The following is a 12,693-nucleotide window of genomic DNA, read 5'->3' on the forward strand; positions in this document are numbered from 1 at the left end:
CCGCGATGGCGCTAAGGGTTTCGGTTCTCGCTGGGCCGTAGGAGCGGAAGTTGTTGGTTCGCGCAGAGGCGCGGAGGACGCAGAGAGAAGTTTTGGAGGAGCGACCCGCTTTCTCCACCCTCCGTTCAGCCTGAGCGAAGTCGAAGGCCAAGGGCAAACCTTCCCTCATAAGCCCTTCGGCCGCAGGCCAAGTCTGATCGCGTAAATGGGGCAAGCGTTGCCCCGTGGCCTTCGACTTCGCTCAGGCTGAACGGAGGGAAGGGATTTTGCGGGCCTTCCAGTCTTCTTCCTTTTCTTCTTCTCTGCGCCCTCCGCGCCTCCGCGCGAACCAACCGTCTTCGCGCCATCGCGGCTTCGCGTGAACGAAAAAGGGCGGACCGAAGCCCGCCCTGAAAAATATGCTCTTTAGATCAGCTCGTGTGGCAGCTGGAAGAGCACGTCGCACAACCATTGGATTGTCTATACGTCTTCTTCGCTTCCGTTACCGCCGGCGCGCAGGAGCCATACTCGCCAAGATATTTCTTGTCCGACGGCATGTACCGGCAACCAGAGACATGGACTTCATGGTCCCCATTCGGCTGCGCATTGTTGTTGACGTAGTAGCTCGCCATTATCCCCTCCTCTTGGATCGCCTATGGTCGGTCGGCGCCATAAAGAAGGGAAGGGAGGAGATGCTTCCTCCCTATCGCATCACTCCGCCGCGACACCCGCCGCCGAGAACATGTCGCCGGTCTCGCTCGGCTCTTCGTTCGCCGCCTTGGCGGTCTTGGCCTTTTGCCGGGTGTCGAATGCGTCCCAGACGTCGTTCCACTGGCCGCGCGTCGCCGCCTTGGAATATTCGGTCGCGCGCGTCTCGAAGAAGTTGGCATGCTCGACGCCGTTCAGCAGCGGGGTCAGCCAGGGCAGGGGATGCTCGTCGATCATGTAGATCGGCTTCAGGCCCAGCTGGCCGAGGCGCCAATCGGCGATGTAGCGGATATACTTCTTGATCTCCTTGGGCTTCATCCCCTCGACCGGGCCCATTTCAAAGGCGAGGTCGATGAAATTGTCCTCCAGGCGGATCGTCGTCTGGCAGACATCGGCGATGTCGTCCTTGACCGCCTTGGTCAGGCACTGGCGCTCCTGGCAGAAGGCGTGGAACATGCGGATGATGCCCTCGCAGTGCAGGCTCTCGTCGCGCACCGACCAGCTGACGATCTGGCCCATGCCCTTCATCTTGTTGAAGCGCGGGAAGTTCATCAGCATCGCGAAGGACGCGAACAGCTGAACACCCTCGGTGAAGCCGCCGAACATGGCGAGCGTGCGGGCGATGTCCTCGTCGCTGTCGACGCCGAAATTCTGCATGTAGTCATGCTTGTCCTTCATCTCGGCATATTCGAGGAAGGCACCGTACTCGCTCTCGGGCATGCCGATCGTATCGAGCAGATGGCTGTACGCGGCGATATGCACCGTCTCCATGTTGGAGAAGGCGGTCAGCATCATCTTGATCTCGGTCGGCTTGAACACCCGGCCGTACTTCTCGTGATAGCAGTCCTGCACCTCGACGTCCGCCTGGGTGAAGAAGCGGAAGATCTGGGTCAGCAGGTTGCGCTCATGATCGGTCAGCTTCTGCGCCCAGTCGCGGCAATCCTCGCCCAGCGGCACCTCTTCGGGCAGCCAGTGGAGCTGTTGCTGGCGCTTCCAGAACTCGAACGCCCAGGGGTATTCGAAGGGCTTATACTGCTTGGAGGCTTGGAGGAGAGGCATCGGGGTTACTCCGGACGAATGATGTTAAGGGAGGCACGGCGCAGGTAGCGCCGAGCGGAAAGGGCGAAGGCTGCGATCGTCACGGGGAACGACCAGAGCCAGACGAAGGCGAACCAGTCACGCGGACGGCCAGCCAGCAAATAGGGGCTGCATAGATAAGAGCGGATGAAGCGTCCCCGACGGCCATGGGCTTCAAGGAAACACTGGCCGAGATCGGCATCGCCATAAGCCCGAAAGCCCAGAACGATGAAGCCGACTACCGCCAGCGCTGCGATCAGCATGAGGAGTCGTTCGACCATATTCATGCCCCTATGCTCCATTGCCGCAGGGCGCTGGCGAAACCGGCGAGAATGATCCCGCCCATGGCGAACATGGTGCCCGCGATCAGCCGGGCGTAGCGGCCCTGGTCCGATCGGGGGTAACGGAGTTGCAGTAGCAGGACCGCGCCTATCCCGCCGAGCACCGCGGCGACCGCGTACATGATGAACGCCGATGTCATGCGACCAATTCCGGCGTGGCGCGTTCCCAGACCGACCCCAACACAGGAGACGAACGATGGTCGATGTCAGCCAGATCAAGGAACATGCGGAAGTCATCGGTGCGGACGGCGTCCATGTCGGCACCGTCGACCACGTCCAGGGCGACCGCATCAAGCTGACCAAGAACGATAGCCCGCAGACCCAGGACGGGCAGGGCGCCAAGCATCATTACCTGCCGATCGGCCTCGTCGCCGAGGTCGAGGGCGATCAGGTCCGCCTGTCGGCCACCGCGCAGAACGCCGTCGACCAGTTCGAAGAGGCGGAGTGAGCCACACTCTCCCTCTCCCATCGGGAGAGGGAGGGAGCGCCCGTCAGGGCGCGGAAGGGTGAGGGCGGCGTCGTTCATGCGACGTCGCCCTTTTTCTTTGAGGAACTGCCCTCATCCTTCCCACGCGGCTGCACCGCGCGGGCCCCTTCCTTCTCCCGGAGGGAGAAGGAGATTTGGGTGAGGACGCCTTCAAGGTTCTGCATCACCTCCGCATTTGTGACGCGGATCGTCCGATATCCCTCTCGCGCTATGAAATCTTCGCGAGACGCGTCATAATCTTCTTCGACGGCGTGCGTGTCGCCGTCGACCTCTATGACCAGCTTTTCGGAAAAGCACAGCATGTCGGCGAAGAATGGTCCCAGCGGCGTCTGGTGACGCCATTTCAAATGCGGATAGGTTTCACGCAGCGCACGAAGCAGGCGGCGTTCGGGTTCGGACGCGTCGCGGCGGAGTTGGCGGGCGCGAGGAACCGTGCCGATCGGCTGCTTCTCGTAAAGGCGCATCTGCCCTCACCCTTCCGCCGCTATGCGGCTCCCCCCCCCCCCCCGAGGGGAGAGGGATTAGACTGTCTCACCCCTCTCCCCTCGGGAGAGGGAGGGGCCCGCCCGGCATAAGCCGGGTGGGAGGGTGAGGGCAGCCTATGCTCTCAAAGCCCGATCACTGGCACGCCAGGCATTCGTCATAATCGGTCGTTTCCCCGATCTCGAACTTCGGCGCGCTGATCGTGTTGTCGGCTTCCACACCGCCCGAACCGGCGAACCCGGCGCGCTGCACCGACTTCGACCGCAGATAATAGAGCGACTTGATGCCCAGCTCCCACGCGCGGAAGTGGAGCATCAGCAGGTCCCACTTTTCTACATCGGCCGGAATGAACAGGTTCAGCGACTGCGCCTGGTCGATATAGGGCGTCCGGTCGCCCGCCAGTTCGAGCAGCCAGCGCTGGTCGATCTCGAACGAGGTCTTGAACGTGTCCTTCTCTTCCGCCGACAGGAAGTCGAGATGCTGGACCGAGCCGCCATGCTCCAGGATCGAGTTCCACACCGCGTCAGAGTTCTTCGACTTGGCGATCAGGATCTTTTCCAGATAGGCGTTCTTGACCGAGAATGACCCCGACAGCGTCTTGTGGGTATAGATGTTCGCCGGGATCGGTTCGATGCAGGCGCTGGTGCCGCCGCAGATGATCGAGATCGACGCGGTCGGCGCGATCGCCATCTTGCAGCTGAAGCGCTCCATCACGCCGACATCGGCCGCGTCGGGGCAGGGGCCACGCTCGACCGCCAGCGTCATCGACGCCTGGTTCACCTGCGCGTTGATGTGCTTGAACATCCGCAGGTTCCACGACTTGGCCATCGCGCCCTCGAAGGGGATACCGCGCGCCTGCAGAAAGCTGTGGAAGCCCATCACGCCCAGACCCACCGAACGCTCGCGACCCGCCGAATAGGCGGCGCGCTCCATGCCCGGCTCGTGACGGTCGATATAGTCCTGCAGCACGTTGTCGAGGAAGCGCATCACGTCCTCGATGAACTGCTTGTCGTCCTTCCACTGGTCCCAGGTTTCGAGGTTCAGCGACGACAGACAGCAGACGGCGGTGCGATCCTTGCCCTTGTGATCGATGCCGGTCGGCAGGGTGATTTCCGAACACAGGTTCGAGGTCGACACCTTCAGCCCCAGCTCGCGGTGATGCTTGGGCATGTTCTTGTTCACATGGTCGGCGAACACGATGTACGGCTCGCCGGTCGCCAGACGGGTTTCGACCAGCTTCTGGAACAGCGCGCGCGCGTCGACCGTGGCGCGGACCTCGCCGGTCTTGGGGCTCTTGAGATGCCATTCCGCGCCGTCGCGCACCGCCTCCATGAAAGCGTCGGGGATCAGCACGCCGTGGTGCAGGTTCAGCGCCTTGCGGTTGAAGTCGCCCGAGGGTTTCCGGATTTCCAGGAACTCCTCGATCTCGGGGTGCGAGATGTCGAGATAGCAGGCGGCCGAGCCACGGCGCAGCGAGCCCTGGCTGATCGCCAGCGTCAGCGAGTCCATCACGCGGACGAAGGGGATGATGCCGCTGGTCTTGCCGTTCAGGCCGACCGGCTCGCCGATGCCGCGCACCTGGCCCCAATAGGTGCCGATGCCGCCGCCGCGCGAGGCGAGCCACACATTCTCGTTCCAGGTGGTGACGATGCCGTCCAGGCTGTCGGGCACCGAGTTGAGGTAGCAGCTGATCGGCAGACCGCGACCCGTGCCGCCGTTCGACAGCACCGGCGTCGCGGGCATGAACCACAGCTTCGATATATAGTCGTACAGCCGTTGGGCATGCTCGGCATTGTCGGCATAGGCCGACGCCACGCGCACGAACAGGTCCTGATAGCTTTCGCCGGGCAGGAGATAGCGGTCGTTCAGCGTTTCCTTGCCGAAATCGGTCAGCAGCGCATCGCGCGCATGGTCGACTTCGACCGGATAGGGTTGCGGGCGCACCGACTTGGTGTCGGCGGGCGTCGGGGCCGGGGCGGCAGTGTCCGCCGCCATCTTCTCAAGCATGTCAGTCGTCATGTCGCTATCCGGGTCATCCCTGAAATCCATCATTGATGCCGCTCCTTTGTTCCTGATCCGTTCGAGCCGGCGTCCCGCCCCTTGCACCTGCGCGCCGCGAACGTCGCGATGGCAAGGATGGGGAACCGGCGCCCGGTGATTCCGGGTGTTCGTCCGATCCCGATGATGCCGGGTGGCATATCATCATCCTACCAGTACTTGGGGCCGCCCCCGGCCTCTTCCACTATATAGTGTAAAATCCCGGCGGTTACCGCAAGAGGGGTAAAGCCTGGGGAGGAGGTTGGTTGCGACGAATGGCGGCGGCGTGCAAGCGCCCTGAACCCGCGACGCGTGGATGTCTGCGGGGTTCATGAAGCGCAAGCCTTAAAAAAACTTTTTTAGCGGTCGGGATCGGCTGTGGGTCAGTTCAGGGACAGCAAAAACAATGCCAGCAGGCCGATCAACGCGACCCCCATTTGTGGGGGCCGCAACCGCGCGAAATGACGCGGCGCCCCGCCCCAGCGCGCCAGCCAGGGGTCGGTGAGCGCGATCGAGGCATAGCCGACCAGCAACAGCGCCAGCCCCACCGGCGGCGAGGCGATCAGCGCCAGCAGACCCAGCGAGAAGCGCAGGATCATGGTCAGCATCTGTGACACATGCGGCCCGCCGGGGGTGAAGAAGCTCAACCCGCGCGCGACCCCGGCCAGGAAGACGAGGATGGCTCCGCCCCACATCTGCCCGATGACCAGCGCCAGCGGAAAGCCCATCCACGCGCCGATAGCGGCGATCGGCAGGACCAGCACGGGGCCATAGCCGAAGATCAGGCTGAGCCAGGGCGCGTTTGGAGCATTACCCTCGGGCGTGGGGGCGGGATGGGGCGTGGTGTCGGTCATCGGGCGCGAACGTGTGGCCCGGCTTTCCTATCCGCCCAAGCCGTTGCGTCGGCGGTCGCCGCACATTCCCATTCCTCCCTGCGAGGGGAGAGGGACCGCGTGGACCATGGTGGAGGGGTGTCGCCCGTCGTGGTTCAGCCCGACCCCTCCAACCGGGACACCCCCGTCAGGCCTGCCACCTCCCCTTGCAGGGCGTCGTTGCGGAATTGGCGTTTCCCCGCTCTTCATGCACCACCCCGGCGCAAGCCGGGGTGGTGTAAAGCGTTTTCGCAACGATCCCCTCTTTCAGGAGAGGAAAGAGGGTCAGGCCGATTGGCGTCGGGATCCGTCCTCGCTGATCGCCATGTCGAGCCAGGGGTGATCCTCGGGCAGGGGCGTGGCGAAGGCGATGCCGACCCGTCCATCGCGCTCCCAGCGGATATAGCTGCGCAGCGGCTTGTCGGTGCCGACGCGCAACCCGATCGCGGCGCCGCACACGATATAGGCGGGGGGCAGCCCCTCGATCATCATGCCCGATGGCGACAGGTCGCGGATGCGCACGTCGAGGACGGCGCTGCCCGAGATGATCTGGGCGGAGCGCAGCATTTTAACCCGCGTGCGCCGCATCGATTTCAGGCCGACCGGCTCGGCATGGGCATCGCCGTCGTCCAGCATGCGATGCACCTCGGCGACGGGCACCGGCCGGCCATAGACGAAGCCCTGGATATGGCTGCACCCCAGTTCGCGGATCAGTTCGATCTCGTCCTGAAGCTCGACTCCCTCGGCGGTGGTTTCCATGCCCAGCGTATCGGCCAGCGTCACGATCGCGCGGATGATGGCGGCGTTGCGATTGCCCGATCCGACCGCACCGCGCACGAAGGACTGGTCGATCTTGATCTTGTCGAACGGCGCATGACGCAGATAGCCGAGCGAGGAATAGCCGGTGCCGAAATCGTCGAGCGCGAGGCGGACGCCCAGCGCCTTCAGCGCGGCGAACTGGCGTTCCGATTCCTGATCGTCGCGCAGAAACACGCTTTCGGTGATCTCCAGTTCCAGCCGCGATGGCGCCAGGCCGGACTGCGCCAGCGCCTGCGCGACCAGCGCCGACAGATTGGGCTTGGCGAACTGCACCGACGAGACATTAACCGCGACGCGCGCGGGCAGCGGCCAGCTGGCGGCCTCCATGCAGGCGGTGCGCATCACCCATTCGCCGATCTGCTCGATCAGCCCGCATTCCTCTGCCACCGGCACGAACTGGCCTGGGGGAATGTCGCCCTGGGTCGGGTGGGTCCAGCGCAGCAGCGCCTCATAGCCGACGATGCGTGCGTCATGCGTCGAGACGACGGGTTGATAGGCGAGGTGGAATTGCCCTTGCGCGATGGCGATGCGCAAATCCTCCTCCATCCGCTTGCGGCTGCGCGCGCCCTCCAGCATCGTCTCGGCATAGAAACGGTGCACGCCGCGCCCATCGCCCTTGGCGGCATAAAGGCCCAGATCGGCGTTGCGGATCAGCGCCTGCGAATCGTCCCCGTCATGCGGCGCGATGGCGATGCCGATCGAACAGCCGATCGTCACCTCGACCCCCTGGATGTCATAGGGGCGCGACAGGGTGGCGATGATGTCGGTCGCCAGCGAGGATAGCCGCTCGCGCTGGTCGATGCCGGGCAGGACGATCTGGAACTCGTCGCCGCCCAGCCGACCGACCAGCCCGACATCGCCGACCGTCTGTTCCAGCCGCCGCGCGACCTGTTGCAGCAACAGGTCGCCGGCCTGATGGCCCAGCGTGTCGTTGACCGCCTTGAACCGGTCGAGGTCCATCAGGAACAGCGCAGTCGGGCGGTAGGGATTGATCGACTGTTTCAGCGTCTTGTCGAGCGACAGCTTCATGCGTTGGCGATTGGCCAGGCCGGTCAGCCCGTCGAACAGCGCCAGCCGGGTGATCTCCGCCTCCGACCGGCGCTTTTCGGTCAGGTCCGAGCCCGAGCCGATGAAGCCGCGAAACCGGCCGATGCCGTCGATGATCGGACGGCCCGAAATCGACCACCAGCGGTCCTGCGCGCGCGGATCGCCCGACACCGCGCAGATAGTGTAATCGGAAAAGCTGGTGCGCGACGCCATGTGGAAGGACAGGGTCCGCTCGGTGCCGGGTTCCGACGAGTCCATCTGGAACAGCTCGGTCAGCAGCCGACCGGTGGGATCGACGCCGATCGCACGGAGGTCCTGCGCCACCTTGTCGGACAGATAGGTCAGCCGGCCATGGCGATCGGTTTCCCAGAACCAGCCGGTGCCGTGCTCCTCGAACTCGGCGATCATCTTGACCGCCTGCTGCCCTTGGCCAAAGGCGCGGGCGCGGGCATCGGCGACATTATAATCCATCTGCCCGCTGCATCGCGCGTTCATCACTAGGAAGAGCAGCGGCGGCACGACGGCGGCCAGCGTCAGCGGCAACGATGCGCCCCAGGCCATGGCGGCGATCGGCGCCAGAAAGGCGAAGCCGAACGAATAACCGATCAGCGCGCATCGGACCGGATGCAGCACCGTCGCGGTCGCCCACATCGCGCAGAACAGCGTCAGCGCCGATGCCCATCCCGTGACGCCGTCATGTGACTGCGCGGTCAGCAGCAGCAGGGGGCCGGACGCGACCGCGATCGCGAAGCCCATCACGATCAGCCACTGCTTCAACCGGTAGAAGGGCCATTGCCATGTGTTGCCGCGCCACAGCACCACCCCGAAGGCCGCCGTGGCGAGCAACAACGCCGCGCCGCCGGTCGCCTTTTCGATGAACAATGCAGAGGGGTCATAGCGCAGGCTGATGCCTAAAATGATCGCCACCGCGACCAGATTCTGAAGAATCGACAGCGGCCAGGTCCGGCACAAGATGCGGACGCGCGTCAGATGCAGATCGACCAGCAGTTCGTCATTGTCCTCGACGATCCCCATCAGGGCGAGAAAGGATATGCGGTCGGAGGCGGATGACATGCGCGGTTTTGGGTCCCAGGGCGGCTCGGGGCGACCCTGCGCCCGCCGGAGTTAAGATTGATTGAAGTGAATCCCCCCGAGGGAATCGTCATCGTCATCGCACATGGCGTTGCACCGCGCGCGCCGCTGTCGCAAAAGGCGACCCCATGACGACCCTGATCCGCGACACCGACCTGATCGAGAGCGTGGCCGACGCGCTCCAGTTCATCAGCTACTATCACCCGATGGATTATATCCGCGCCTTGGGTAAGGCCTATGAGGCCGAAAAAAGCCCGGCGGCCAAGGATGCCATCGCCCAGATCCTGACCAACAGCCGGATGTGCGCGGAGGGGCATCGCCCGATCTGCCAGGACACCGGCATTGTCACGGTCTTCGTGAAATGGGGCCAGGACTGCCGCCTGTCCGGCGACCGGTCGCTGCAGGAGGTCGTCGATGAGGGCGTGCGCCGCGCCTATCTCCACCCCGAGAACAAGCTGCGCGCCTCGATCCTCGCCGACCCCGCCTTCACCCGCCGCAACACCAAGGACAACACGCCCTCGGTCCTCCATGTCGAGATGGTGCCGGGGAACACGGTGACGGTCGACGTCGCGGCCAAGGGCGGCGGGTCGGAAAACAAGTCCAAGTTCAAGATGATGAACCCGTCCGACTCGATCGTCGACTGGGTGCTGGAGATGATCCCGCAGATGGGCGCGGGCTGGTGCCCGCCGGGCATGCTCGGCATCGGCATCGGCGGCACGGCGGAAAAGGCGGTGCTGCTCGCCAAGGAATCGCTGATGGGCGCGATCGACATGGGGCAGCTGAAAGAGCGCGGCCCGCGTAACGATATCGAGGCGCTGCGGATCGAGCTGTTCGACAAGGTCAACGCGCTGGGCATCGGCGCGCAGGGGCTGGGCGGCCTGTCCACCATCCTCGACGTCAAGATCCTCGACTGGCCGACGCACGCCGCGTCCAAGCCGGTGGCGATGATCCCGAATTGCGCCGCGACCCGCCATGCGCACTTCACGCTCGACGGCTCGGGCCCGGTCTATCTCGAAGCGCCCAAGCTGGAAGAATGGCCCAAGGTCGACTGGAAGCCCGACCTGCAAACGGCCAAGCGCGTCGATCTCGACACGCTGACGCCGGAAGAGGTGAAGAGCTGGAAGCATGGCGACCGGTTGCTCCTCAACGGCAAGATGCTGACCGGCCGCGACGCCGCGCACAAGCGGATCAAGGACATGCTCGACCGCGGCGAGGAACTGCCCGTCGAATTCAAGGGTCGGGTGATCTATTATGTCGGCCCGGTCGATCCGGTCGGCGAGGAAGTGGTCGGTCCGGCGGGCCCTACGACCGCGACCCGCATGGACAAGTTCACCCGCATGATGCTCGATCAGGGCCTGCTGGCGATGGTCGGCAAGGCCGAGCGTGGTCCGGCCGCCACCGATGCGATCCGCGAATATCAGTCCGCCTATCTGATGGCGGTCGGTGGTGCGGCCTATCTGGTCGCGCGCGCGATCAAGGGATCGAAGGTCGTCGGCTTCGAGGATCTGGGCATGGAGGCGATCTACGAGTTCGACGTGGAGAATTTCCCCGTCACCGTCGCGGTCGATTCCGAAGGCCAGAACGTCCACACGCTGGCGCCGCTGGTGTGGAAGGACAAGATCGCCAAGGAAGGCCTGCTGACCCCGGCGTGATCCGGTTCACCCTCCCTATCCGCGATGGGGAGGGCGGGCGGCTGGCAGAAAGCTCCCCTTTCCTGACCTCCGTTCAGCCTGAGCGTAGTCGAAGGCCACGGGACAACATCGCCAGCTGACAAAGTCTGGTGCCTCTGTCATCTCTTGGCCTTCGACTGCGCTCAGGCTGAACGGAGCGTGTGCTTTAACCGCGCCCCGTCACATCGTGTGGATTGTTCCTCCCCTCGCCAAGGGGGAGCCTGCACTCTCAATTCCTGTAGAGCGCGTCCAGGCGCTCGCCATACACATCGCGCAACACATGCCGGCGGATCTTCAGCGACGGCGTCAGCTGCTGGTTCTCGATCGAGAACGGCTCGTGGGCGATCACGAAGCGGCGGATGCGCTCGGTCACCGACAGATCGCGATTGACCCGGTCGACCGCCGCCGAGATCGCCGCGCGGAAGTCCAGATCGTCGTCGAGCGCCACGCGGTTGCAGCCCGTGCCCGACTTCGCGCACCACTCGGCGGTCCATTCGGAATCGGGCACGATCAGCGCCACCATATAGGGCCGCCGGTCGCCCGCGATCATCGCCTGCGCGATTTCGGGCTGGAGGGTCAGCATCCCCTCGACCTTCTGGGGGGCGACATTCTCGCCCTTGTCGTTGATGATCAGGTCCTTCTTGCGATCGGTGATGCGCAGGCGCCCCGCCCCATCGAACTCGCCGATGTCGCCGGTGTGCAGCCAGCCGTCCTTCAGCACCCGTTCGGTCTCGGTCGGGTTGCGCCAATATCCGTGCATGACCAGCTCGCCGCGCACCAGGATCTCGCCGTCCTCGGCGATCCGCACCTCGGTATCGACGAGCGGCGGGCCGACCGTCTCCATCCGCACGCCCGCCTTTGGCCGGTTGCAGGCGATGACCGGCGCGGCCTCGGTCTGGCCATAGCCTTGCAGCAGGGTGAGGCCGATCGAGTGGAAGAACAGCCCGATCTCAGGGTTGAGCGGCGCGCCGCCCGACACCATCGCCTTCAACCGGCCACCGAACTTCCTGGCGATCTTGGGTTTGAATAGCGTGGCGACCGCGAGCTGCGCGGGTCGGTCGACCAGCCGCAGCTTGCCGTTATAGCTGCGTGCACCCAAAGCCAGCGCCTGATCGAGCAGCCTTGCGCCGAGGCCACCCTTTTTCTCGATCGCCTTGGCGATGCGGGTGTGCAGTACCTCGAACAGGCGGGGCACGACGAACATGATCGTCGGGCGGACCTCTTCGATATTGGCGGCCAGCTTGTCTAGGCCCTCGGCGTAGTAGATCTGCCCGCCCAGTGAGATGGGGAAATGCTGCCCGCCGGTATGCTCATAGGCGTGGGAGAGGGGGAGGAAGGACAGGAACACCTCGTCCTCCCAGCCGAAATCCTCGGCGATCACCACGCTGCACCCGGCGCAATTGTGCAGGATCGCGCCGTGATGCTGCATCACCCCGCGCGGCGCGCCGCCGGTGCCCGAGGTGTAGATGATGCAGGCCAGGTCGCCCCGGCTGAAATCGGCCTCCGCCGCGACGGTGGCGGCCTGGGTCGGATGCGCGGCGATCAGCGCATCATATTGCCGGCAGTCGATCTGGCTCGGCCCCAGCTTCAGCGGCTCGATCCCGATCACCGTCTGGACATGGTTGGAGCGCAGCGCGGCGGGCATCAGCGTCGCGGCCAGCTTCTGGGTCGAGACGATGATCGCGCGCGCGCCCGAATTCTCGATGATATGCGCGTGATCGCGCTCGGTATTGGTTGTGTAGGTCGGCACGGTGACGCAGCCCGCCGCCATGATGGCGAGATCGGCGATGCACCATTCGGGCCGGTTCTCCGCGACCAGCATCACCCGGTCGCCGCGCTGCAGCCCCGTGGAGCGCAGCCCGCGCGACAGGCTGGCGACCTGCCGTGCCGCCTCGGCCCAGCTGATCGCGTGCCAGGCCCCGTCCTGCTTGCGCCACAGGAAGGGCGCGTCGCCCTTTTCGGCGGCGCGGGTGAAGAACATGGTGACGAGATTGGGAAAATATTCGAGCGTACGCATGGTCGTGCCTCTCCCACCGGCCCGTATCGCGCGCGTCAACGCGCGACCGGGCTCTTTGGTTGTC

Annotated in this window: 10 protein-coding genes; 2 read left to right on the plus strand and 8 right to left on the minus strand. The window is 64.6% G+C overall.

Features of this window, described 5'->3' with window-relative positions:
• Window positions 1-690 precede the first annotated feature (690 nt).
• The 3 genes from GGR48_RS02250 to GGR48_RS02260 are packed head-to-tail and all read right to left on the minus strand — an operon-like array spanning window position 691 to window position 2,245.
• Window positions 691-1,746 (minus strand): ribonucleotide-diphosphate reductase subunit beta, encoded by a 1,056-nt coding sequence (locus GGR48_RS02250; protein WP_183950266.1) that lies wholly within the window; start codon window positions 1,744-1,746, stop codon window positions 691-693.
• A gap of 5 nt (window positions 1,747-1,751) precedes the next feature.
• Window positions 1,752-2,051 (minus strand): hypothetical protein, encoded by a 300-nt coding sequence (locus GGR48_RS02255; protein WP_183950267.1) that lies wholly within the window; start codon window positions 2,049-2,051, stop codon window positions 1,752-1,754.
• Complete coding sequence (locus GGR48_RS02260) at window positions 2,048-2,245, minus strand: hypothetical protein (RefSeq protein WP_183950268.1); 198 nt, start codon at window positions 2,243-2,245, stop codon at window positions 2,048-2,050. The genes GGR48_RS02255 and GGR48_RS02260 overlap by 4 nt, the downstream gene beginning before the upstream one ends.
• Window positions 2,246-2,301: 56 nt before the next feature.
• On the opposite strand from GGR48_RS02260, the gene GGR48_RS02265 reads away from it, so the two are divergent.
• Window positions 2,302-2,553, plus strand: a complete 252-nt coding sequence (locus GGR48_RS02265) for a DUF2171 domain-containing protein (protein WP_183950269.1) — start codon at window positions 2,302-2,304, stop codon at window positions 2,551-2,553.
• A 74-nt stretch (window positions 2,554-2,627) separates the two neighbouring features.
• On the opposite strand, the gene GGR48_RS02270 is transcribed toward GGR48_RS02265, so the two are convergent.
• The 4 genes from GGR48_RS02270 to GGR48_RS02285 all read right to left on the minus strand — a co-directional run bounded on the left by GGR48_RS02270 (window position 2,628) and on the right by GGR48_RS02285 (window position 8,885).
• Window positions 2,628-3,056 (minus strand): endonuclease domain-containing protein, encoded by a 429-nt coding sequence (locus GGR48_RS02270; RefSeq protein ID WP_183950270.1) that lies wholly within the window; start codon window positions 3,054-3,056, stop codon window positions 2,628-2,630.
• Between the two features lie 154 nt (window positions 3,057-3,210).
• On the minus strand, window positions 3,211-5,124 hold the full coding sequence (locus tag GGR48_RS02275) for a ribonucleoside-diphosphate reductase subunit alpha (protein WP_183950609.1): 1,914 nt from the start codon (window positions 5,122-5,124) through the stop codon (window positions 3,211-3,213).
• Between the two features lie 371 nt (window positions 5,125-5,495).
• The gene (locus GGR48_RS02280) at window positions 5,496-5,966 is read right to left on the minus strand and encodes a DUF3429 domain-containing protein (RefSeq protein WP_183950271.1); all 471 of its coding nucleotides are present in this window, start codon (window positions 5,964-5,966) and stop codon (window positions 5,496-5,498) included.
• A gap of 303 nt (window positions 5,967-6,269) precedes the next feature.
• Window positions 6,270-8,885 (minus strand): putative bifunctional diguanylate cyclase/phosphodiesterase, encoded by a 2,616-nt coding sequence (locus GGR48_RS02285; protein ID WP_183950610.1) that lies wholly within the window; start codon window positions 8,883-8,885, stop codon window positions 6,270-6,272.
• Between the two features lie 185 nt (window positions 8,886-9,070).
• Here GGR48_RS02285 and GGR48_RS02290 point away from each other — a divergent pair, with 185 nt between their 5' ends.
• The gene (locus GGR48_RS02290) at window positions 9,071-10,594 is read left to right on the plus strand and encodes a fumarate hydratase (RefSeq protein WP_183950272.1); all 1,524 of its coding nucleotides are present in this window, start codon (window positions 9,071-9,073) and stop codon (window positions 10,592-10,594) included.
• 247 nt (window positions 10,595-10,841) lie between these two features.
• On the opposite strand, the gene GGR48_RS02295 is transcribed toward GGR48_RS02290, so the two are convergent.
• Window positions 10,842-12,629 (minus strand): AMP-dependent synthetase/ligase, encoded by a 1,788-nt coding sequence (locus GGR48_RS02295; protein ID WP_183950273.1) that lies wholly within the window; start codon window positions 12,627-12,629, stop codon window positions 10,842-10,844.
• Between the last annotated feature and the right edge of the window lie 64 nt (window positions 12,630-12,693).

It is taken from the genome of Sphingomonas pseudosanguinis (genome assembly GCF_014196255.1).
GTDB classification, from domain to species: Bacteria; Pseudomonadota; Alphaproteobacteria; order Sphingomonadales; family Sphingomonadaceae; genus Sphingomonas; species Sphingomonas pseudosanguinis.

Excerpts from the sequence above, each read along its gene's own strand:
- GGR48_RS02290 (WP_183950272.1), top strand. The coding sequence starts at position 9,071 with ATGACGACCCTGATCCGCGACACCGACCTGATCGAGAGCGTGGCCGAC.
- GGR48_RS02265 (WP_183950269.1), top strand. The coding sequence starts at position 2,302 with ATGGTCGATGTCAGCCAGATCAAGGAACATGCGGAAGTCATCGGTGCG.
- GGR48_RS02270 (WP_183950270.1), bottom strand. The coding sequence starts at position 3,056 with ATGCGCCTTTACGAGAAGCAGCCGATCGGCACGGTTCCTCGCGCCCGC.
- GGR48_RS02280 (WP_183950271.1), bottom strand. The coding sequence starts at position 5,966 with ATGACCGACACCACGCCCCATCCCGCCCCCACGCCCGAGGGTAATGCT.
- GGR48_RS02255 (WP_183950267.1), bottom strand. The coding sequence starts at position 2,051 with ATGAATATGGTCGAACGACTCCTCATGCTGATCGCAGCGCTGGCGGTA.
- GGR48_RS02260 (WP_183950268.1), bottom strand. The coding sequence starts at position 2,245 with ATGACATCGGCGTTCATCATGTACGCGGTCGCCGCGGTGCTCGGCGGG.
- GGR48_RS02285 (WP_183950610.1), bottom strand. The coding sequence starts at position 8,885 with ATGGGGATCGTCGAGGACAATGACGAACTGCTGGTCGATCTGCATCTG.
- GGR48_RS02275 (WP_183950609.1), bottom strand. The coding sequence starts at position 5,124 with ATGGATTTCAGGGATGACCCGGATAGCGACATGACGACTGACATGCTT.
- GGR48_RS02250 (WP_183950266.1), bottom strand. The coding sequence starts at position 1,746 with ATGCCTCTCCTCCAAGCCTCCAAGCAGTATAAGCCCTTCGAATACCCC.
- GGR48_RS02295 (WP_183950273.1), bottom strand. The coding sequence starts at position 12,629 with ATGCGTACGCTCGAATATTTTCCCAATCTCGTCACCATGTTCTTCACC.